The sequence below is a fragment of the Pseudomonas sp. A2 genome, from assembly GCF_023100865.1.
Taxonomy (GTDB): Bacteria; Pseudomonadota; Gammaproteobacteria; order Pseudomonadales; family Pseudomonadaceae; genus Aquipseudomonas; species Aquipseudomonas asiatica.
In genome coordinates, this window is sequence record NZ_CP039127.1 from 1,334,648 (window position 1) to 1,356,566 (window position 21,919).

The window sequence follows — 21,919 nt, forward strand, 5'->3', positions numbered from 1 at the left end:
ATGCAGGCCATGGGCCCGCTGGCATATAATGCGCGCCGGTTTTTTGGGGTATGAACATGAGCACAGAAGATCCACGCTTCGCCGGCGTTGCCCGGCTGTATGGCGACCAGGGGTTGCACCGTCTGGGCCAGGCCCACGTGGCCGTGGTCGGTATTGGCGGGGTAGGCTCGTGGGCGGCGGAAGCGCTGGCCCGCAGTGGCGTGGGCGAGATCACCCTGTTCGACCTCGACGACGTGTGCGTCAGCAACACCAACCGCCAGGCCCATGCGCTGGATGGGCAGGTGGGGCGGCCCAAGGTCGAGGTCATGGCCGAGCGCCTGCGGGCGATCAACCCGGCGTGCACGGTGCATGCAGTGGCCGACTTCGTCACCCGCGACACCATGGTCGAGTACATTACCGAGAACCTCGACTGTGTGATCGACTGCATCGACAGCGTCATGGCCAAGGCGGCGCTGATTGCCTGGTGCCGGCGGCGCAAGATCGCCATCGTCACCACGGGTGGTGCCGGTGGGCAGATCGACCCGACACAGATCCAGATCGCCGACCTGAACAAGACCTTCAACGACCCGCTGGCCTCGCGGGTGCGTTCCACCCTGCGTCGCGACTACAACTTCTCGCGCAATGTCAGCCGCAACTATGGCGTGCCATGCGTGTTCTCCAGCGAACAGCTGCGCTACCCCAAGGGCGATGGCAGCGTTTGCCTGCAGAAAAGCTTCGTGGGTGAGGGCGTGCGGCTGGACTGCTCGGGTGGCTTTGGCGCGGTGATGATGGTGACCGCGACCTTTGGCATGGTGGCGGCGAGCAAGGCGGTGGAAAAACTGGTAGCGGGGGCGCGGCGGCCTTCGGAGCGGGTCAAGCCTGAATAGACCGCGTGGGCTTCTTCGCGGGCTTGCCCGCTCCCACAGGTACTGCATCTCTCTCCAGAAAGGTGAAGGTCCTGTGGGAGCGGGCGAGCCCGCGAAGAGGCCAGCACCGATTCAACGGTTGGACGCCAGCTCCGCCATCCGCTGCAACACCGCATGCAGCCCATTGCTGCGCGATGGCGAAAGCTGGCGCTCCAGGCCCAGCTGAGTGAACCACTCACGCAGATCGAGCCCGGCGAGTTCTTCACTGGCCAATCCCTGCACCCGCACCAGCAACAACGCCAGCAGCCCACGCAACAGGCGTGCATCGCTGCTGGCCTTGAACCGCCACAGGCCCTCGACCTGCTCGGCCACCAGCCATACCAGGCTTTCGCAGCCATGTACCCGGTTGGCCTCGGTCTTTTCAGTGTCAGCCAGCGGTTCCATCCGGTCGCCCCACTGCATCAGCAGCCGCGCACGCTGTTCCCAGCCCTTGCCCTGCTCGAAAGCTTCCAGCGCCTGGCGCGCCTGATCCGGCAGGGTCATCGCAACAGCTCCAGGCCTTGATCCAGCGCCGCGAAGAAGCGCTGCAAGTCATCGCTGTCGTTATACAGCCCCAATGACACGCGGATCGCACCCTCCAGGCCCAGGCCCTGCAGCAGCGGCATGGCACAGTGGTGCCCGGCACGCACGGCAATGCCTTGCTCGGTCAGCAGGTGGGCGATGTCGGCGTTATGCACGCCGTCGATGACGAAACTGGCAAGGGCCGCCTGTGGCGTGCCCAGGATGCGCACGCCATCGCGGTCCGCCAGGCCACGCAGCAGGTACTGGTGCAGGCTGGTTTCATGGGATTCGAGCGCCTGGGCATCGAGGCTGGCCAGGTAGTCCAGGGTTGCACCCAGGCCGATCACCCCGGCGATCGGCGGCGTGCCTGCCTCGAACCCCAGCGGCGCCGGGCGGAAGCTGGCGCTGTGGTATTCGGCCAGTTGCACCATCTCGCCACCGAACTGCCAGTGGTGCAGCAGTTCCAGCGCCTGGCTGCGGCCGTACAGCACACCGACGCCTTCCGGGCCGTACAGCTTGTGGCTGGAGAACACATAGAAGTCGCAGCCAAGCTGCTGCACATCATGGCGGCCATGCACCACGCCCTGGGCACCGTCGACCACGGTCAGTGCGCCTTGGGCGCGGGCATGGGCCAGCAGCGCCGGCAGCGGCTGCCAGGTACCCAGTACGTTGGACAGCTGGCTCACCGCCAGCACCCGGGTGCGCGGGCCGATCAGTTGCAGCGCCTGGTCCAGGTCGATGCGGCCATGGGCGTCCAGCGGCAGCACCACCAGGCGCAGGTTGCGCCGGCGCGCCAGCTGTTGCCAGGGCAGCAGGTTGGCATGGTGCTCCAGGGCACTGACGGCAATTTCGTCACCGGCCTCGAAGCGGTGTTCCAGGCCATAGGCCAGCAGGTTCAGCGCCGAAGTGGCACCGTGGGTGAAGATGATCTGCCGCGAGTCTGCCGCATTGAGCCAGGCGGCAACCTTGTCGCGGCTGGTTTCGAAGGCCTGGGTCGCCAGTGCGCCGGGCAAGTGCTGGGCACGGTGCACGTTGGCTGCGCCATGGCCGTAGTAATGGCTAAGGGCATCGAGCAGGGCTTGCGGCTTCTGGGTGGTGGCGGCGCTGTCCAGGTAGGTCTGGTGCTGCCGTTGCAGGGCGGCGATGGCGGGAAAATCGGCACGCCAGGGGGAGGGCTGAAACATGGTCGCGGGGCCTGGAATGAAAATCGGGTCTGGCGTGGTGCCAGACCCGATCTTAACATTTCAAACGCTGAGAATCCGCTGTTCGCGAGCAAGCTCGCTCCGGCAGCGGTTGAAGGGTTCTCAGTTGTGCGCGTGCAGCGCCTCGTTCAGCTCGATGGCCGACTTGTGGGTCTTGCACTCCACCGCGCCGTTCAGCGAGTTGCGGCGGAACAGCAGGTCGGTCTGGCCGGCCAGGTCGCGGGCCTTGACTACTTTGACCAGCTGGTTGTTCTCGTCCAGCAGGTTCACCTTGGTACCGGCGGTGATGTACAGGCCGGCTTCGACGGTGTTGCGGTCGCCCAGCGGAATGCCGATACCGGCGTTGGCGCCGATCAGGCAGCCTTCGCCAACCTTGATGACGATGTTGCCGCCACCGGACAAGGTGCCCATGGTCGAGCAGCCGCCGCCCAGGTCCGAGCCCTTGCCGACGAATACGCCAGCGGAAACGCGGCCTTCGATCATGCCCGGGCCTTCGGTGCCGGCGTTAAAGTTGACGAAGCCTTCGTGCATGATGGTGGTGCCTTCGCCGATGTAGGCGCCCAGGCGCACGCGGGCAGTGTCGGCGATACGCACGCCGGCCGGGACCACGTAGTCGGTCATTTTCGGGAACTTGTCCACCGAGAACACTTCCAGCAGCTCGCCCTTCAGGCGCGCTTCCAGTTGCAGTTCGGCGAGTTCGGCCAGATCGACCGCGCCCTGGTTGGTCCAGGCCACGTTCGGCAGCAGCGGGAAGATGCCAGCGAGGCTCACGCCGTGCGGCTTGACCAGGCGGTGCGACAGCAGGTGCAGCTTGAGGTAGGCCTCTGGCGTCGAGGTCAGCGCGGCGTCTTCGGCCAGCAGGGTGGCGACCAGCGGCTTGTGGCTTTCGGCCAGGCGGGTCAGCAGGGCGGCTTGGGTGGCATCCACACCTTTCACGGCTTCGGCCAGTTGCGCGGCCTGGGCGTTGCTGAAGGCGATGGCCTGGTTGCCACCTTGGTAACCGAGAACAGGGGCTACTGCAGCGACCAGTTCGGCGCTCGGGTTGAGCAGCGGTTGTGCGTAGAACACTTCCAGCCAGGCGCCCTGGCGGTTCTGGGAGCCGACACCGAAGGCCAGGCTGAACAGGGTATTGGACATGTGATTACCTCGTGCGAAATAGGGTAGGGGCTCAGGCCAGGGCAGCGGCGTACAGGTCGGGCTTGAAGCCGACCAAGGTACGCGCGCCAAGGTCGAGCACCGGGCGCTTGATCATCGACGGCTGGGCCAGCATCAGCTCGACGGCCTTGGCCTGGTCGAGGTCGGCCTTGCTGGCGTCGTCCAGCTTGCGGAAGGTGGTGCCGGCACGGTTGAGGATGACTTCCCAGCCGTGTTCGTCGCACCAGCGGTTCAGGCTGTCACGGTCGATGCCTTGGGCCTTGTAGTCGTGAAATTCGTAGGCGATGGCCTGGTCTTCGAGCCAGGTACGTGCCTTTTTCATGGTGTCACAGGCTTTGATGCCGTAGAGCGTGTAGGTCATTGTGTGCATTGGGGATCACAGACTGCCCCAATTTCTCCATTTTCCGATTTCAGTCGCGGGATTATGCGGGAACGATCCTCGCGGCGCCACGCCCGTGGTGCCCATGTTTACTGATCAAGGTATGTCTCAAGCGACCAGGCGCTGTACCGAACCGATGATCTCATCACCGTGTTGCTGTTCGGCGGTGCGCAGATCGAAGGCGGTCTGCAGGTTGAGCCAGAACTCGGGGGTGGTGTCCAGGCAGATGGACAGGCGCAGCGCCATGTCGGCGGAAACACCGCCCCGTTCACGCAGGATGTTGTTGACGGTTGGCGTGGCAACGCCTAGCGCCCGGGCCAGTGCCGCGGCGCTGAAACCCATTTCTTTCTGGAAGTCCTCACGCAGGACTTCTCCGGGATGAATCGGACGCATACCGTTCTTGAGCATGATGCACCTCAGTGGTAATCGACAATTTCAACGTTAATCGGCCCGTTGTCGGTCCAGATAAAGCACAGGCGCCATTGGTCATTGACACGGATACTGTGCTGGCCTGCACGGTTGCCGCTCAATGCCTCGAGACGGTTGCCAGGTGGCGACCGAAGGTCTCGCAGCTCTGTTGCGGCATCGAGCATGGCCAGTTTGCGTTCCGCAACTGACTTGATATCTGACCAACGCCGTGTCTTTCCATGAGTAAAAAGTGCTTCCGTGTCGGCACAGCTAAAGCTTCGAATCATGAGGCTGAATGCTTAACGTTATTCGTTAAGGTTGATTATACGACGGGATTCCAGCAATTCAAGCCTGATTAGCGCACGATGCTCGCCAACGTCAGTCACGATTGCTGGGTATCATCATGTTACATATTCAACCGCCACCTGCGACTATCGTGCAGCGGCCCCGAATCCCCCATCGCCGCTAACATATTGTTTCAATGGCGATGTTTCGCCCTGTTGTCGTTTCTGGTTCACAAAGGAAGCTTTCCCGGATGCAGTCCGCCTACACCGTCCTCATCCTGCTGACGCTGGTCAGCGTGTCGAAGCTGGTCGGCCGCATGATTCCGCTGCCCTTGCCGCTGGTACAGATCGCCGCCGGTGCCTTGCTCGCTTGGCCGACACTGGGCCTGCATGTGGCACTGGACCCCGAGCTGTTCCTGTTCCTGTTCCTGCCGCCGTTGCTGTTCGCCGACGGCTGGCGCATTCCCAAGCGCGAGTTGTGGCGCATTCGTGGGCCGGTGGTGGCGCTGGCCGTGGGCCTGGTGCTGTTTACCGTGGTCGGTGCCGGTTACTTCATTCACTGGCTGCTGCCGAGCATCCCGCTGCCAGTGGCCTTCGCCCTGGCAGCAGTGTTGTCGCCAACCGACGCCGTGGCGGTTTCGGCCATTACCCAGGACCGCCTGCCCACCCCGCTGATGCACATGCTCCAGGGCGAGGCCCTGATGAACGATGCCTCGGGCCTGGTGACCTTCAAGTTCGCCCTGGCGGCGGCGATCACCGGGGTGTTCTCGCTGACGGACGCAAGCTTCAGCTTCGTACTGGTCGCCCTGGGCGGCTTGGCGGTGGGCGTGGCCCTGAGCTGGCTGATCGGCCGCCTGCGTGCCTGGATGATCGCTCGCGGCTGGGACGACCCGGCCACCCATGTGGTGTTCATGTTGCTGCTGCCCTTCGCTGCCTACGTGCTGGCCGAGCGCCTGGGCGTGTCCGGCATCCTTTCGGCGGTGGCCGCCGGCATGATGCAGAGCTGGCTCGACCTGCTGCCACGGCAGACCAGCACGCGCCTGCTCAACCGCAGTGTGTGGTCGCTGCTGGAGTTCGCTTTCAACGGCCTGATCTTCCTGCTGCTGGGCCTGCAGTTGCCGGACATCATCAAGGCCGTGGTCAGCCATGAACCCACCGTCTGGCCGACCCTGGCCTGGCGCTGCCTGGATGTGGTGGCGATCTTTGTGGCGCTGATCTTGCTGCGGTTCATCTGGGTCCAGAGCATCTGGCGCTCGATCGGTGTGGTACGCCGCTGGCGCGGCAAGCCGGCGCTGGTGCTGATGCCCACGGCGCGCTCCTGCTGGTTGCTGACCCTGGGTGGTGTGCGCGGTGCGGTCACCCTGGCCGGTGTAATGTCGATCCCGTTGCTGATGGGAGCAGGCAAGGCCTTCCCGGAGCGTGACTTGCTGATCTTCATTGCGGCCGGTGTGATCCTGTTGTCATTGATCAGCGCCTGTATCGCGCTGCCGCTGTTGCTGCGCGGGGTGACCAAGAGCCCGGACGAGCGCTTGCACCAGGAGGTGCAGGAGGCCTGGCGACGCACGGCCGAGGCGGCGATCCATGCACTGGAGGCAGAGGAAGTGATCGACAGCAATGCGCCGCAGGATGCCGCGCAGGCGACCCTGGCGACCGAGTTGAAGGCGCGCTTGATGGCGGAATACCGCGATGAGCTGGACAGCTACAACGACAGTGCCGAAGCCAAGGCTCTGGCCGAGCAGATGGACCTGCTGGAGCGGCGTTTGCGCCTGCGGGCGCTGCGGGCCCAGCGGCTGGAGCTGTATGAACTGCATCGCCAGCATCTGGTGGGGGATGAAGTGGTGCGGCAGGTGCTGGGTGAGCTGGATATGAGTGAAGCAAACCTGGGGTCAGTCAGGTAGACCCCAAGGGGCCGCTTTGCGGCCCTGTGGGAGCGGGTTTACCCGCGAATCAGGCGACGCGGTGCATGGCACCGGCTGTGCCGGTGTTCGCGGGTAAACCCGCTCCTACAGGTACTGCACAACACTCGAGAGTTGTACGGCCCCTGTCGAATCAGCGGTTCTGCAGGAATTCGCGAATCCGCTCCGCCGCCTCGATGCACTCGGCCAGCGGTGCAACCAGTGCCATGCGCACACGCCCGGCACCCGGGTTCACGCCATCCACTTCACGCGACAGGTACGACCCCGGTACCACCGTCACATGCTGGGCCTCGAACAGGTCGCGGGTGAACTCGGCATCGCTGCCGGGCACCTTGGCCCACAGGTAGAAGCTGCCATCCGGGCGTTGCACATCCAGCACCGGCTGCAGGATATCCAGCACGGCGTCGTACTTGGCGCGGTACTGGTCGCGGTTCTCACGCACATGCGCCTCGTCCTGCCAGGCAGCAATGCTGGCCAGTTGGGTTTGTACCGGCATGGCGCAGCCGTGGTAGGTGCGGTACAGCAGGAACGGCTTGATGATCTCGGCGTCACCGGCGACGAAGCCCGAGCGCAGGCCCGGCAGGTTGGAGCGCTTGGACAGGCTGTGGAATACCACGCAGCGCTTGAAGTCGCTGCGGCCCAGTTCCGCGCAGGCAGTCAGCAGGCCTGGTGGTGGGGCATCCTCGTCGAAGTACAGCTCGCTGTAGCACTCGTCGGCGGCAATCACGAAGTCATGTTCGTCGGCCAGGGCAATCAGCTTCTTCAGGGTGTCCATCGGCACCAGTGCGCCGGTGGGGTTGCCCGGCGAGCACAGGAACAGGATCTGGCAACGCTTCCACACTTCAGCCGGTACGGCGTCGAAGTCGGGGTTGAAACCGTTGCTTTCCAGGCACGGCAGGTAGTGCGGGGTGGCACCGGCCAGCAGCGCTGCGCCTTCGTAGATCTGGTAGAACGGGTTGGGGCTGACCACCAGGCCGTCATCGGCGCGGTTGACCACGGCCTGGGTGAAGGCGAACAGCGCTTCACGGGTGCCGTTGACCGGCAGGATGTGGCGGTCGGCATCCAGCCAGCCGGCCGGTACGCCGAAGCGCCGCTCGCACCACTGGCCAATGGCCTGGCGCAGGGCGGGCAGGCCGATGGTGCTCGGGTACACCGCTAGCTTGTCGAGGTTGTCGGCCATGGCCTGGGCGACGAACGCCGGCGATTCGTGCTTCGGCTCACCGATCGACAGGGCGATGGCGCGCTTGTCCGCCGCAGGTGCAACGCTGCCCAGCAGGGCGCGGAGTTTTTCGAACGGGTAGGGCTGAAGCTGGGTCAAGGCATGGTTCATCGGCGCAAGGTCTCGTCAATCGTCTAATCGTTAAAAGGTCACGCGGGTAGGGCTGGCATCGCTGGCCTGGCCGGCCTGCAGCTGCTGGACGATGGCTTCCTGCAGTCGGCTGCACAGTTGCGGGTCGGACAGCGGCTGGTTATCGGCATCGGTGATGAAGAACACGTCTTCCACCCGCTCGCCGAGGGTGGCGATCTTGGCGTTCTGCAGCGACAGGTCGAACTCCAGGAAGATCCGCCCCAGCCGGGCCAGCAGGCCAGGGCGGTCAGGTGCGGTGATTTCGAGGATGGTCACCGGCCGCTGGGCATCGTTGAGGATGGTCACCTGTGGCGGGAAGTCAAAATGCTTGAGCTGGCGCGGTACCCGGCGCTGGATGATGGTCGGGTAGTCCTCGGGGTTGCGCAGCGCTTCGGTCAGGCCGTCGCGAATCTGCTTGACCCGCTGCGGGTTGTCGCCGATCGAGCCGCCGTCGTTGTCCAGCACGATGTAGGTATCGAGGGTGAACTGGCTGCTCGAGGTGATGATCCGCGCGTCATGAATGTTCAGGTTCAACTGCGACATCGCCGCCACGGTCACGGCGAAGAAGTCGTGCTGGTCGGGGGCATAGATGAAGATCTGCGTGCCACCTTCGAATTCGCGCTGGGTGGTTTCCTTGATCAGCACCAGCGGCCCGCCATCGGCTGGCTGCTGGAGGATCGCGTCACTGTGCCAGGCCACGTCGGCAGCGGTGTGCTTGAGGAAGTAGTCATCCCCCAGCTGCGACCACAGCTGCTCGACGTCGTCCGGGTCGGTGCCTTCGCGCACCAGGATATCCAGCGCTGCCGATTGGGTCTGGCGAATCTGCTCTTCGCGGTCCAGCGGGTTTTCCAGGCCTCGGCGCAGGGCGCGTTTGGTCTCGGTGTACAGCTGGCGCAGCAGGCTGGCCCGCCACGAGTTCCACAGGCTGGGGTTGGTGGCGTTGATATCGGCCACGGTCAGCACGTACAGGTAGTCCAGGCGTGTCTCGTCGCCCACGTGCAGGGCAAAATCGTTGATTACCTGAGGGTCGGACAGGTCCTTGCGCTGGGCGGTGGTCGACATCACCAGGTGGTTCAGCACCAGCCAGACGATCAGCCGGCTGTCCCAGGCCGGCAACTGGTGGCGCTCGCAGAACTTCTGCGCATCCACCGCGCCCAGCTCGGAATGGTCGCCCTGGCGGCCCTTGCCGATGTCGTGGTACAGGCCGGCCAGGTAGATCAGCTCGGGCTTGGGCAGGCGGCCCATGAGCTTGCTGGCCAGCGGGAATTTCTCGGACACCGGGGTGTATTGCAGCTTGCGCAGGTGCTTGATGAGGTTGAGGGTGTGCGCATCGACCGTATAGATGTGGAACAGGTCGTGCTGCATCTGCCCGACGATCAGGCCGAACTCCGGCAGATAGCGGCCAAGTATGCCGTAGCGGTTCATCCGCCGCAGGTTGCGGTGGATACCGATTTCACACTTGAACAGCTCGATGAACAGGCTGGTGTTGCGGATATCGGTGCGGAAAGTGTCGTCGATCAGGTGCCGGTGTTCGCGCAGCAGCCGCACCGTATCGGCGCGTACCCCCTTGATCTCGGGGTGCTGAGCCATCAGCACGAAGATTTCCAGCATGGCGAACGGTGTGCGCCTGAACACGTTCGGCCTGACTGCCTCTATATAGCCATCATGCAGGCGGAAGCGCGCATTCAGCGGCTGGGTGGTGCCGCTGTCGTCATCGGCAAGGATGACCTCCTCGAAGTGCTGGATGATCAGGTCGCACAGCTGGCTGATGCTCATCACCACCCGATAGTACTGCTGCATGAACTGCTCGATCGCCCGCTTGGGGTTGTCGTCGCTGTAGCCCAGCAGCGCGGCGATGCTGCGCTGGTGGTCGAACAGCAGGCGGTCCTCGGCGCGCCCGGCCAGCATATGCAAGGCGTAGCGCACCTTCCACAGGAAGTCCTGGGACGAAGCCAGCAGCTCGTTCTCGCTTTCCAGCAGGAAACCTTCGCCGGCCAAGGCGTGCAGGTTGAGTGTGCCGTACTGGCGGCGGGCCACCCACAGCACCGTCTGGATGTCGCGCAGCCCACCGGGTGAACCTTTCACATTGGGTTCGAGGTTGTACTCGGTATCGTTGTACTTGTGGTGGCGGGCCTTGAGTTCGGCGCGCTTGGCCAGGAAGAAGTCCTTGCTCGGCCACATGTGCGCAGTGCTGGTCACCTCAAGCATGCGTTGGCGCAGAGCCTCGGGGCCGGCAATGGTGCGGCTTTCCATCAGGTTGGTGATGACCGTCAGGTCGGCGCGGGCCTGCTCGGCGCATTCGTCGACGGTGCGCACGCTCTGGCCCACTTCCAGGCCGATGTCCCACAGCAGGGTGAGAAACCGCTCGATGGCGTCGCGGTACTGCTCGTGTTCGGCTGCACCCAGCAGGATCAGCAGGTCGATGTCCGAATGCGGGTGCAGCTCACCGCGCCCGTAGCCACCCACCGCGACCAGGGCGATGCCGCTCTGGTCACCCCAGTCGAACTGGTTCCAGGCCTGTTGCAAGATGTTGTCGACGAGCCAGGCGCGGGCCTCGATCAGTGGGCGGATTTCGCTGCCACTGCGGAAACGCTTGTCGAGCACCTCGCCGGCCTGGCGGATGGCTTTCTTGAAGGCGGCGATGGGGCTCGCCTTGAGGGCCAGTTCCGCCTGGAACTGGCCGCGGTCGAACAGCTCGGGGTCCACCTGGGGCATCGCGTCACGTTCCTGTCGTGGGGGTGGCCTGTGGGAGTGCGGTCAGGCCGAGGTGCGCGGGATGGTGTCGTCCTTGCGCAGGGTGAAGATCTCGTAGCCGGTCGCGGTCACCACCAGGGTGTGCTCCCACTGGGCCGAGAGCTTGCGGTCCTTGGTGATGGCGGTCCAGCCGTCGCCCAGCACCTTGGTGTCGGCCTTGCCCTGGTTGATCATCGGCTCGATGGTGAAGGTCATGCCTTCCTTCAGCTCCATGCCGGTGCCGGCGCGGCCGTAGTGCAGGATCTGCGGCTCTTCGTGGAACACCTTGCCGATGCCGTGGCCACAGAACTCGCGTACCACCGAGAAACCGTTCTTTTCAGCGTGCTTCTGGATCACTTCGCCGATGTCGCCCAGTCGGCAGCCCGGCTTGACCAGTTCGATGGCCTTGTACATGCACTCCTGGGTAACCTTGGACAGGCGCTCGGCCCATACCGGCACGGTGCCGACGTGGAACATGCGGCTGGTATCGCCGTGGTAGCCGTCCTTGATCACGGTGACGTCGATGTTCAGCGTGTCACCGTCCTTGAGCGGCTTGTCGTTGGGGATGCCGTGGCAGACCACATGGTTGATCGAGGTGCAGATCGACTTCGGGTAGCCCTTGTAGTTGAGCGGTGCCGGGATGGCCTGCTGGACGTTGACGATGTAGTCGTGACACAGGCGGTCCAGCTCTTCGGTGGTGACACCGGGCTTGACGTGTTCCTCGATCATTTCCAGCACCTCGGCGGCCAGGCGGCCAGCGATGCGCATCTTCTCGATGTCTTCTGCGGTCTTGATGGTGACGGTCATTACAGGCTCTCTACAGCGCCGTGCACGGCGCGAACAAACGGGAAAGGCCGGATTCTAGCAGAGCAGGGCGCCGATCGGTCGGGATAAAGGCGGCAATGCTGCTGTCTACAGCTGGCATTCTGGCGCGAAAGCCGGGGTGCTGCAAAAACCGCTGACGGACGCAACAGTATCCGGGTTCCGTTCGGTCGCGGTCTGTGGTATAAAATGCGCCGCTTTCGGGGACGACCCCGTCAGCACTTAACCCACACACGTGTCGACACGATGACCTGGGTGCCCCGAGTTGCAGAATTCGCGGGTTGGTCATTGGGATACGTGGAGGCCCAACCCGACTTATCAAGGAACTATCATGTCCCAAGTCAACATGCGCGATATGCTGAAGGCCGGTGTGCACTTCGGCCACCAGACCCGTTACTGGAACCCGAAAATGGGCAAGTACATTTTCGGCGCGCGTAACAAGATCCACATCGTCAACCTGGAAAAAACCCTGCCAATGTTCAACGACGCTCTGTCGTTCGTAGAGCGCCTGGCCCAGGGCAAGAACAAGATCCTGTTCGTCGGCACCAAGCGTTCCGCCGGCAAGATCGTCGCCGAGCAAGCTGCTCGTTGCGGTTCGCCGTACGTTGACCACCGTTGGTTGGGTGGCATGCTGACCAACTACAAGACCATCCGCGCTTCGATCAAGCGTCTGCGCGACCTGGAAACCCAGGCCGAAGACGGCACTTTCGCCAAGCTGACCAAGAAAGAAGCCCTGATGCGCTCCCGCGACCTGGAAAAACTGGATCGCAGCCTGGGCGGCATCAAGGACATGGGTGGTCTGCCAGACGCTCTGTTCGTTATCGACGTTGATCACGAGCGCATCGCGATCACCGAAGCCAACAAGCTGGGCATCCCGGTAATCGGCGTTGTCGATACCAACAGCAGCCCGGAAGGTGTTGACTACATCATCCCAGGTAACGATGACGCCATCCGCGCTATCGAGCTGTACATGACTTCGATGGCTGACGCAGTCATCCGCGGCCGCAACAACGTTGCCGGCGGCACCGAAGTTTACGCTGAAGAAGCGGCTGCACCTGCTGCCGAGTAATTAGACGCTAGCGTCGACTTGGCACGCAAAAAGGGGGCTCTGCCCCCTTTTTGCCACCTTGAAATCCTGCTGTCAGCATCGGCCCCGCATCATGGGCCCGCTGAGATAAACACAGTGGATTTGCAGAATTGAACGCCCGTGACGAACGGGTGGAATGGTTGAAAAACTTTCCAAGAGGATTTTGAAATGGCAGCAATTACTGCAGCGCTGGTCAAAGAACTGCGCGAGCGTACCGGCGAAGGCATGATGGATTGCAAGAAGGCCCTGGAAAAGGCCGGCGGCGACATCGAAAAAGCCATTGACGACATGCGTGCCTCGGGCGCCATCAAGGCCGCCAAAAAGGCTGGCAACGTCGCTGCTGAAGGCGCTATCGCCGTCAAGACCGACGGTAAATCCGCCGTCCTGCTGGAAGTGAACTCGCAGACCGACTTCCTGGCCCTGCAAGACGACTTCAAGAACTTCGTTGCCGACAGCATCGAAGAAGCCTTCGCCCAGAAGCTGACCGACGCTGCTCCGCTGATCGCTTCGCGTGAAGCTGCTCGTGAAGCCCTGGTTGCCAAGTGCGGCGAGAACGTCAACATCCGTCGCCTGGTGCGCGTTGAGGGTGACGTTGTCGGTGCCTACCTGCACGGCAACAAGATCGGCGCTGCCGTTGTTCTGAAAGGCGGCGACATCGAGCTGGCCAAGAACATCGCCATGCACGTTGCAGCTTCGAACCCTGAGTTCCTGCTGCCGTCGGAAGTATCGGCCGAAGCCATCGAGCGCGAGAAGGGCGTCTTCCTGCAGCTGAACGCTGACAAGATCGCCGGCAAGCCGGAAAACATCGTCGAGAACATGATCAAAGGTCGTATCTCGAAGTTCCTGGCCGAAGCCTCGCTGGTCGAGCAAGCCTTCGTCATGAACCCGGAAGTCAAGGTTGGCGAGCTGGCCAAGAAAGCCGGTGCTGAAATCGTTTCCTTCACCTACTTCAAGGTAGGCGAAGGCATCGAGAAGCCAGTCGACGACTTCGCTGCTGAAGTTGCCGCTCAGGTCGCTGCTGCCAAGCAGTAAGACAGCCCCGTCTGTCGCCCCAAAGAGGCTGCCCGCTCACGCGCGCAGCCTCTTTGTCAAAACGGCGAAGGGTTTATAAGGCCCGTCGTCGCTGGCACCGAAGCGGTGCCACGCTACAGTTAGCAGGCTGCAAACAGCCCGCACGAATTTTCTAAAAGTACGCCGCAGGAGAGACTCGCAATGGCTCAGCAGGTGAGTGGTCGCCAACCTCGCTATAAACGCATTTTGCTCAAACTTAGCGGCGAGGCCCTGATGGGCTCGGAAGACTTCGGGATCGACCCGAAAGTGCTGGATCGCATGGCCCTCGAAGTTGGCCAGCTGGTAGGGATCGGTGTCCAGGTCGGCCTGGTGATCGGTGGTGGCAACCTGTTCCGCGGCGCCGCACTCAGCGCAGCCGGCATGGACCGCGTCACCGGTGACCACATGGGCATGCTGGCCACCGTGATGAACGGCCTGGCCATGCGCGACGCGCTGGAGCGCTCGAACATCCCGGCCCTGGTCATGTCGGCCATTTCCATGGTCGGTGTCACCGATCATTACGATCGTCGCAAAGCTATTCGCCACCTCAACTCCGGGGATGTGGTAATTTTCTCCGCCGGTACCGGCAACCCGTTCTTCACCACCGACTCCGCGGCCTGCCTGCGCGCCATCGAAATCGATGCCGACGTGGTGCTGAAGGCGACCAAGGTCGATGGTGTGTACACTGCCGATCCATTCAAGGACCCGCATGCCGAGAAGTTCGATCACCTGACCTACGACGAGGTCCTGGATCGCAAGCTGGGTGTGATGGACCTGACCGCAATCTGCCTGTGCCGTGACCACAAGATGCCATTGCGGGTATTCAACATGAACAAGCCTGGCGCCCTGCTGAACATCGTGGTGGGTGGCGCTGAAGGTACTCTGATCGAGGAAGGCCAAGCATGATCAACGACATCAAGAAAGACGCGCAGGAGCGCATGGGCAAGTCTATCGAAGCCCTGGCTCGCAACCTCGCGGCAATCCGCACCGGTCGCGCCCACCCAAGTATCCTGGACAGCGTCAAGGTCACTGCCTGGGGTAGCGAGATGCCGCTGAACCAGGTGGCCGCGATCACCGTCGAAGATGCCCGCACCCTGAAGATCGTCGCCCACGACAAGAATCTCAGCGCCGCCATCGAGAAGGCCATCCTCACCTCCGACCTGGGTCTGAACCCGTCCAGCGCCGGCACCACCATCCGTGTGCCGATGCCGGCCCTGACCGAGGAAACCCGCAAGGGCTACACCAAGCAGGCCAGCGGCGTTGCCGAGGATGCCAAGGTGGCCGTGCGTAACGTGCGCCGTGACGCTCTGGCCGACCTGAAGAAGCTGACCAAGGACAAGGAAATCAGCGAAGACGAAGAACGTCGCGCCGCTGACGAGATCCAGAAGCTGACCGACAAGTACGTTGCTGAAGTCGATGCCGCCTTCAAAGCCAAGGAAAAGGACCTGATGGCCGTCTAAGGCCGGGGTTTTTTAATGGAAAAGACCAAGCCAGCGGCACCGTCCTCGGTGCCGCGTCATGTCGCGATCATCATGGATGGCAACAACCGCTGGGCGAAAAAACGCTTGTTGCCCGGTGTTGCCGGGCACAAGGCGGGTGTCGACGCCGTTCGCGCGGTCATCGAAGTCTGTGCCGAATCCGGGGTCGAGGTGCTGACCCTGTTCGCCTTCTCCAGCGAGAACTGGCAGCGTCCCGCCGAAGAGGTTGGTGCGCTGATGGAGCTGTTCTTCTCGGCCCTGCGCCGCGAGGCCAGGCGCCTCAACGAGAACAACATCAGCCTGCGTATCATCGGTGACCGTTCGCGTTTCCATCCCGAGCTGCAGGCCGCCATGCGCGAGGCCGAGGCGCTGACCGCCGGCAACAACCGCTTCATCCTGCAGATCGCGGCCAACTACGGTGGCCAGTGGGACATCGCCCAGGCCGCCCAGCGGCTGGCGCGGGAAGTGCAAGCCGGGCACCTGCGCCCGGAAGACATCACCCCGGGCCTGCTGCAGACCTGCCTGGCAACCGGCGAGCTGCCGCTGCCGGACCTGTGCATCCGCACCGGTGGCGAGCACCGCATCAGCAACTTCCTGTTGTGGCAGCTGGCCTACGCCGAGCTGTACTTCTCCGACCTGTACTGGCCGGACTTCAAACACGAGGCCATGCGCACCGCCCTGGCCGATTTCGCTTCGCGCCAGCGCCGCTTCGGTAAAACCAGCGAGCAGGTCGAGGCTGGAGCTCGTGCTTAATGCTTAAACAACGCATCATTACCGCGCTGATCCTGTTGCCGATCGCGCTGGGTGGCTTCTTCCTGCTCAACGGTGGGGACTTCGCCCTGTTCATCGGCTTCGTGGTGACCCTCGGGGCCTGGGAGTGGGCGCGCCTGGCCGGGCTCATGGCCCAGCCGCTGCGCATCGCCTATGCCGTGGTCGTCGCCGGAGCGCTGATGCTGCTGTACATCCTTCCGGAGCTGGCGCCCTGGGTGCTGGGCGCTGCGGTGATCTGGTGGGGGTTGGCCACCTGGCTGGTGCTTACCTATCCACGTAGTAGCGAGCTGTGGGCCAGTGCAGCCTGCCGGTTGCTGATCGGCCTGCTGGTTTTGCTGCCGGCCTGGCAGGGTCTGGTGCTGCTCAAGCACTGGCCGCTGGGTAACTGGCTGATCCTGTCGGTCATGGTGCTGGTGTGGGCTGCCGATATTGGCGCGTACTTCTCTGGCCGTGCCTTCGGCAAGCGCAAGCTGGCGCCTCAGGTCAGCCCTGGCAAGAGCTGGGAGGGCGTGTATGGCGGCCTGGCGGTCAGCCTGGTGATTACCCTGGTGGTCGGAATCAGTCGCGACTGGGGCTTCGGCCAGATTCTGCTGGGCCTGCTGAGTGCAGCCCTGGTGGTCATGTCTTCGGTGGTCGGTGACCTGACCGAAAGCATGTTCAAGCGCCGTTCCGGTATCAAGGACAGCAGCAACCTGTTGCCTGGCCATGGTGGGGTGCTCGACCGCATCGACAGCCTGACTGCGGCGATCCCGATTTTCGCCGTGCTGCTATGGGCCGCCGAATGGGGTGTGATGTGAGCCGTCCGCAGCGTATTACCGTGCTCGGGGCCACCGGCTCCATCGGCCTGAGCACGCTGGATGTCATCGCGCGCCATCCCGACCGCTACCAGGTGTTCGCCCTGAGTGGCTATTCGCGTATCGACGAATTGCTTGCGCTGTGCGTGCGCCATCGGCCGACATTCGCCGTGGTACCGAATGCCGAGGCGGCCGCGCGACTGCGCGAAAGCCTGGTTGCGGCAGGTTGCGCCACCGAGGTGCTGGAAGGCGAGGCCGGGTTGTGCCAGGTGGCTTCTGCGTCGGAAGTGGACGCGGTGATGGCCGCCATCGTCGGTGCCGCCGGCCTGCGTCCCACCCTGGCGGCGGTCGAGGCGGGCAAGAAGGTGTTGCTGGCCAACAAGGAGGCGCTGGTGATGTCCGGCGCGCTGTTCATGGAGGCGGTGCGGCGCAGTGGTGCCGTGCTGCTGCCGATCGACAGCGAGCACAATGCGATCTTCCAGTGCATGCCCGGCGACTACGCGCGCGGCCTGAGTGCCGTCGGCGTGCGCCGGATCCTGCTCACCGCCTCCGGTGGCCCGTTCCGCGAGACGCCCGTCGAGGCGTTGCTGGACGTCACCCCGGAACAGGCGTGCGCGCACCCCAACTGGTCCATGGGGCGCAAGATTTCCGTGGATTCGGCCAGCATGATGAACAAGGGCCTGGAGCTGATCGAGGCCTGCTGGTTGTTCGATGCCGCACCGGCCAAGGTCGAGGTGGTGGTGCACCCGCAGAGCGTGATCCACTCCCTGGTGGATTATGTCGACGGTTCGGTGCTGGCGCAGCTGGGTAACCCGGACATGCGCACACCCATCGCCAACGCCCTGGCCTGGCCCGAGCGGATCGATTCCGGGGTGGCGCCGCTGGACCTGTTCGCCATCGCCCGTCTGGACTTCCAGGCGCCCGACGAACAGCGCTTCCCTTGCCTGCGCCTGGCGCGGCAGGCTGCCGAGGCCGGCAACAGCGCACCGGCAGTGCTCAATGCGGCAAATGAGGTCGCAGTCGAGGCATTTCTCCAGCGGCGTATCCGCTTCCCGGAGATCGCGGGTATGATCGAACAGGTGCTCGATCAGGAGCCCGTCGTACCGCTGCCGTCGCTGGACGCGGTGTTCGCCGCCGACCAGCGTGCCCGGGAGCTTTCCCGTGAGTGGCTGAGGCGTCACGGTCGCTGATGCAGGCCCGCCACGGTTCACGAGGGGGCTGGGCATGATGCCAGCCCGCTGAACATCATTCGGAGATGGATATGACAGCGCTCTACATGATTATCGGCACCCTCGTAGCCTTGGGTGTACTGGTCACTTTCCATGAATTCGGCCACTTCTGGGTGGCACGCCGCTGCGGTGTCAAGGTGCTGCGCTTCTCGGTGGGCTTCGGCACGCCGCTGCTGCGCTGGCATGACCGCCATGGCACCGAGTTCGTGGTCGCTGCGATCCCGCTGGGTGGCTACGTCAAGATGCTCGACGAGCGCGAGGGGGACGTGCCGCCGGCGCTGATCGAGCAGTCGTTCAACCGCAAGTCCGTGCGCCAGCGCATCGCGATCGTCGCGGCGGGCCCGGTTGCCAACTTCCTGCTGGCCATCCTGTTCTTCTGGGTGTTGGCGATGCTGGGGACTCAGCAGATCCGCCCGGTGATCGGAGCGGTCGATGCTGGCAGCCTGGCAGCATCGGCAGGCCTGACCGCAGGTCAGGAAATCGTCTCCATCGACGGCAAGCCGACCAATGGTTGGTCTGCGGTCAACCTGCAACTGGTTCGCCGCCTGGGCGAGAGCGGCACCTTGCAGGTTGGCGTGCGTGAAGAGGGCGCCAGCGCCGAGCGCCAGCTGCAGGTGAAGCTGGACAGCTGGCTCAAGGGCGCCGACGAGCCCGACCCGATCCAGTCCCTTGGGCTGCACCCTTGGCGCCCGGCGATCGAACCAGTGTTGGCCGAGATCGATCCGAAGGGGCCGGCTGCCGCTGCGGGCCTGAAAACCGGTGACAAGCTGCTGGCGCTCGATGGCGTGGCAGTAAGCGAATGGCAGCAGGTGGTCGATGCCGTGCGGGCCCGCCCGCAAACCAAGGTTGTGGTGCGCGTCGAGCGCGATGGTGCTGTGCTGGACATCCCGGTCACCCTGGCGCGCAAGGGCGAGGGCAAGGCGGCCGGCGGCTATCTGGGCGCCGGGGTAAAAGGTGGCGAATGGCCTGCCAACATGCTCCGCGAAGTCAGCTACGGCCCGCTGGATGCGGTGGGTGAGGGCTTGTCACGCACCTGGAACATGAGCGTCCTGACCCTTGAATCGCTGAAGAAAATGCTGTTCGGGGAGCTCTCGGTAAAAAACTTGAGCGGACCGATAACCATTGCTAAAGTGGCGGGCGCTTCAGCCCAGTCCGGCGTGGGGGATTTCCTGAATTTCCTGGCCTACCTGAGCATAAGCCTGGGGGTTCTTAACCTGCTGCCCATCCCGGTTCTGGATGGGGGGCATTTGCTGTTTTACCTGGTCGAGTGGGCGCGCGGTCGTCCGCTGTCGGATCGGGTGCAAGGTTGGGGGGTCCAGATCGGTATCAGTTTGGTCATTGGGGTGATGTTGCTCGCCCTGATCAACGATCTGGGTCGACTATAAAGCTTCGCTCAATTGCGAAACCTGCCGTCTTGTCGCGGCGGGCTGTTTATTGCCAGTTGGAATAAAAGGACTTCATGAAACGTCTGCTGCTAACTGCGGTCATGTCCGCACTGATGATCGCTGAAGTTCACGCCGAGTCCTTCACCATCTCCGATATCCGCGTCAACGGCCTGCAGCGGGTTTCCGCCGGCAGTGTCTTCGGTGCCTTGCCGCTGAACGTCGGCGACCAGGCCGATGACCGCCGACTGGTGGAGTCGACCCGTTCCCTGTTCAAGACCGGCTTCTTCCAGGACATTCAGCTGAACCGCGATGGCAATGTCCTGATCATCAACGTGGTCGAACGCCCGTCGGTGTCGAGCATCGAGATCGAAGGCAACAAGGCCATCAGCACCGAAGACCTGATGAAAGGCCTGAAGCAATCCGGCCTGGCCGAAGGCGAGATCTTCCAGCGTGCCACCCTCGAAGGTGTGCGTAACGAGCTGCAGCGCCAATACGTGGCCCAGGGCCGCTATTCGGCCGAGGTCGACGCCGAGGTGGTGCCGCAGCCGCGCAACCGCGTGGCGCTGAAGATTAAGATCAACGAAGGTACCGTCGCCGCCATCCAGCACATCAACATCGTTGGCAACAACGTGTTCGACGACGAGACCCTGGCGCAGCTGTTCGAGCTGAAGACCACCAACTGGCTGTCGTTCTTCAAGAACGACGACAAGTACGCCCGCGAAAAGCTCTCCGGTGACCTGGAGCGCCTGCGTTCCTACTACCTGGACCGCGGCTACATCAACATGGACATCGCCTCCACCCAGGTGTCCATCACGCCGGACAAGAAACACGTCTACATCACCGTCAACATCAACGAAGGCGAGAAGTACACCGTCCGCGACGTGAAGCTGTCCGGTGACCTGAAGGTGCCGGAAGACCAGGTCAAGTCGCTGCTGCTGGTGCAGCCTGGCCAGGTGTTCTCGCGCAAGGTGATGACCAGCACCTCCGAGCTGATCACCCGCCGCCTGGGTAACGAAGGTTATACCTTCGCCAACGTCAACGGCGTGCCGCAGCCGAACGATGAAGACCACACCGTCGACATCATGTTCGTGGTCGACCCTGGCAAGCGTGCCTACGTCAACCGCATCAACTACCGCGGCAACACTAAGACCGAAGACGAAGTGCTGCGTCGCGAAATGCGCCAGATGGAAGGCGGCTGGGCCTCGACCTACCTGATCGACCAGTCCAAGACCCGCCTGGAACGCCTGGGCTTCTTCAAGGAAGTGAACGTCGAGACCCCGCCGGTGCCGGGCACCGACGACCAGGTCGACGTCAACTACAGTGTCGAGGAACAGGCCTCCGGCTCGATCACCGCCAGCGTCGGTTTCGCCCAGAGCGCCGGCCTGATCCTCGGTGGCTCGATCAGCCAGAGCAACTTCCTCGGTACCGGTAACAAGGTATCCATCGGCCTGACCCGTTCGGAATACCAGACCCGCTACAACTTCGGCTTCGTTGACCCCTACTTCACTGCCGATGGCGTGAGCCTGGGCTACAACGCCTTCTACCGCAGCACCGACTACGACGACCTCGACGTCGACGTGGCCAGCTACGCGGTGGACAGCTACGGTGCAGGCGTCAGCCTCGGCTACCCGATCAGCGAGACCTCGCGCCTGACCTATGGCCTGAGCGTGCAGCAGGACAAGATCAAGACCGGCAAGTACACCGTTGACGAGATCTTCGATTTCCTCGAAGAGGAAGGCGACAGCTTCCTGAACTTCAAGGCCTCGATCGGCTGGTCGGAGTCGACCCTGAACAAAGGCGTGCTGGCGACCCGTGGTCACTCGCAAAGCCTGACCCTGGAATCCACCATTCCGGGCAGCGACCTGTCGTTCTTCAAGCTCGACTACCGCGGCCAGCTGTTCAAGCCGATTACCAACGACTACACCCTGCGCCTGCACACCGAGCTGGGCTATGGTGATGGTTACGGCAGCACCTCCGGCCTGCCGTTCTACGAGAACTACTTCGCGGGTGGCTTCAACTCCGTCCGTGGCTTCAAGGACAGCAGCCTGGGCCCACGCAGTACCCCAAGCCGCGGCGAGGCCAACGGTGGCAAGCCAGGCACCATCGCCGACCCGGACCAGGATCCGTTGCCGTTTGGTGGCAACGTGCTGGTACAAGGTGGTGTGGAGCTGCTGTTCCCGCTGCCATTCGTCAAGGATCAGCGTTCGCTGCGCACGTCCGTGTTCTGGGATGTGGGTAACGTGTTCGACACCAATTGCGGCAACCAGCCTGATTGCGAGAAGGTCGGTTTCTCGGGTATGGCCAGCTCGGTCGGCCTGGGCGTGACCTGGATCACCGCACTGGGCCCGCTGAGCTTCAGCCTGGCAATGCCGGTCAAGAAGCCGGACGATGCCGACACCCAGGTGTTCCAATTCTCTCTGGGCCAGACCTTCTGAGGTCGGCCCTCGCTTAATGACAACGGTTTATCCAGGA

Annotated in this window: 20 protein-coding genes; 11 read left to right on the forward strand and 9 right to left on the reverse strand. The window is 63.3% G+C overall.

Annotated elements, in window-relative coordinates; genetic code table 11:
- Positions 1-56 precede the first annotated feature (56 nt).
- Positions 57-866 (forward strand): tRNA cyclic N6-threonylcarbamoyladenosine(37) synthase TcdA, encoded by an 810-nt coding sequence (gene tcdA / locus E5221_RS06230; protein WP_162276773.1) that lies wholly within the window; start codon positions 57-59, stop codon positions 864-866.
- A 111-nt stretch (positions 867-977) separates the two neighbouring features.
- On the opposite strand, the gene E5221_RS06235 is transcribed toward tcdA, so the two are convergent.
- From E5221_RS06235 to E5221_RS06260, 6 genes are all read right to left on the reverse strand, one after another.
- On the reverse strand, positions 978-1,388 hold the full coding sequence (locus E5221_RS06235) for a SufE family protein (protein ID WP_061550983.1): 411 nt from the start codon (positions 1,386-1,388) through the stop codon (positions 978-980).
- The gene (locus E5221_RS06240) at positions 1,385-2,590 is read right to left on the reverse strand and encodes a cysteine desulfurase (protein WP_182329137.1); all 1,206 of its coding nucleotides are present in this window, start codon (positions 2,588-2,590) and stop codon (positions 1,385-1,387) included. Before E5221_RS06240 ends, E5221_RS06235 begins: the two co-directional genes overlap by 4 nt.
- 120 nt (positions 2,591-2,710) lie before the next feature.
- The gene (gene dapD / locus E5221_RS06245) at positions 2,711-3,745 is read right to left on the reverse strand and encodes a 2,3,4,5-tetrahydropyridine-2,6-dicarboxylate N-succinyltransferase (protein WP_013971245.1); all 1,035 of its coding nucleotides are present in this window, start codon (positions 3,743-3,745) and stop codon (positions 2,711-2,713) included.
- 31 nt (positions 3,746-3,776) lie between these two features.
- Positions 3,777-4,124, reverse strand: coding sequence for an ArsC family reductase (locus E5221_RS06250; protein WP_025337970.1), 348 nt, complete (start codon positions 4,122-4,124; stop codon positions 3,777-3,779).
- A gap of 126 nt (positions 4,125-4,250) precedes the next feature.
- A complete protein-coding gene (graA, locus tag E5221_RS06255; protein WP_004375387.1) occupies positions 4,251-4,550 on the reverse strand; it encodes a type II toxin-antitoxin system antitoxin GraA in 300 nt (99 codons plus the stop codon).
- A gap of 8 nt (positions 4,551-4,558) precedes the next feature.
- Positions 4,559-4,837 (reverse strand): type II toxin-antitoxin system RelE/ParE family toxin, encoded by a 279-nt coding sequence (locus tag E5221_RS06260; RefSeq protein ID WP_082810539.1) that lies wholly within the window; start codon positions 4,835-4,837, stop codon positions 4,559-4,561.
- Positions 4,838-5,085: 248 nt separating this feature from the next.
- Between E5221_RS06260 and E5221_RS06265 the strand changes: the two genes are divergently transcribed.
- Entirely contained in the window at positions 5,086-6,732 is a 1,647-nt protein-coding gene (locus E5221_RS06265; RefSeq protein WP_013971247.1) for a Na+/H+ antiporter, read from the forward strand.
- Positions 6,733-6,883: 151 nt separating this feature from the next.
- Here the strand turns inward: E5221_RS06265 and dapC are convergent, their stop codons facing one another.
- The 3 genes from dapC to map are packed head-to-tail and all read right to left on the reverse strand — an operon-like array spanning position 6,884 to position 11,638.
- Entirely contained in the window at positions 6,884-8,080 is a 1,197-nt protein-coding gene (gene dapC / locus E5221_RS06270; RefSeq protein ID WP_013971248.1) for a succinyldiaminopimelate transaminase, read from the reverse strand.
- Positions 8,081-8,110: 30 nt separating this feature from the next.
- Entirely contained in the window at positions 8,111-10,813 is a 2,703-nt protein-coding gene (locus tag E5221_RS06275; RefSeq protein WP_023662319.1) for a [protein-PII] uridylyltransferase, read from the reverse strand.
- A 42-nt stretch (positions 10,814-10,855) separates the two neighbouring features.
- Positions 10,856-11,638: a type I methionyl aminopeptidase gene (map, locus tag E5221_RS06280; RefSeq protein WP_004375406.1), complete on the reverse strand. Its 783-nt coding sequence runs from the start codon at positions 11,636-11,638 to the stop codon at positions 10,856-10,858.
- 346 nt (positions 11,639-11,984) lie between these two features.
- Between map and rpsB the strand changes: the two genes are divergently transcribed.
- The 9 genes from rpsB (at position 11,985) to bamA (ending at position 21,882) form a co-directional block, all read left to right on the forward strand.
- Entirely contained in the window at positions 11,985-12,722 is a 738-nt protein-coding gene (rpsB, locus tag E5221_RS06285; protein WP_003252287.1) for a 30S ribosomal protein S2, read from the forward strand.
- 186 nt (positions 12,723-12,908) lie between these two features.
- A complete protein-coding gene (tsf, locus tag E5221_RS06290) occupies positions 12,909-13,772 on the forward strand; it encodes a translation elongation factor Ts (RefSeq protein WP_247847013.1) in 864 nt (287 codons plus the stop codon).
- A gap of 180 nt (positions 13,773-13,952) precedes the next feature.
- Positions 13,953-14,696, forward strand: a complete 744-nt coding sequence (pyrH, locus tag E5221_RS06295; protein ID WP_003252294.1) for a UMP kinase — start codon at positions 13,953-13,955, stop codon at positions 14,694-14,696.
- Positions 14,693-15,250, forward strand: a complete 558-nt coding sequence (gene frr / locus E5221_RS06300; RefSeq protein ID WP_004375414.1) for a ribosome recycling factor — start codon at positions 14,693-14,695, stop codon at positions 15,248-15,250. The genes pyrH and frr overlap by 4 nt, the downstream gene beginning before the upstream one ends.
- A 15-nt stretch (positions 15,251-15,265) precedes the next feature.
- A complete protein-coding gene (uppS, locus tag E5221_RS06305) occupies positions 15,266-16,021 on the forward strand; it encodes a polyprenyl diphosphate synthase (protein WP_039614796.1) in 756 nt (251 codons plus the stop codon).
- Positions 16,021-16,836, forward strand: coding sequence for a phosphatidate cytidylyltransferase (locus E5221_RS06310; RefSeq protein ID WP_013971253.1), 816 nt, complete (start codon positions 16,021-16,023; stop codon positions 16,834-16,836). The genes uppS and E5221_RS06310 overlap by 1 nt, the downstream gene beginning before the upstream one ends.
- Positions 16,833-18,023, forward strand: coding sequence for a 1-deoxy-D-xylulose-5-phosphate reductoisomerase (gene ispC, locus E5221_RS06315; protein ID WP_024086395.1), 1,191 nt, complete (start codon positions 16,833-16,835; stop codon positions 18,021-18,023). The genes E5221_RS06310 and ispC overlap by 4 nt, the downstream gene beginning before the upstream one ends.
- Positions 18,024-18,094: 71 nt before the next feature.
- Positions 18,095-19,447: an RIP metalloprotease RseP gene (gene rseP / locus E5221_RS06320; protein ID WP_247847014.1), complete on the forward strand. Its 1,353-nt coding sequence runs from the start codon at positions 18,095-18,097 to the stop codon at positions 19,445-19,447.
- A 74-nt stretch (positions 19,448-19,521) separates the two neighbouring features.
- Positions 19,522-21,882, forward strand: a complete 2,361-nt coding sequence (gene bamA / locus E5221_RS06325) for an outer membrane protein assembly factor BamA (RefSeq protein WP_013971256.1) — start codon at positions 19,522-19,524, stop codon at positions 21,880-21,882.
- The last annotated feature ends 37 nt before the right edge of the window (positions 21,883-21,919 follow it).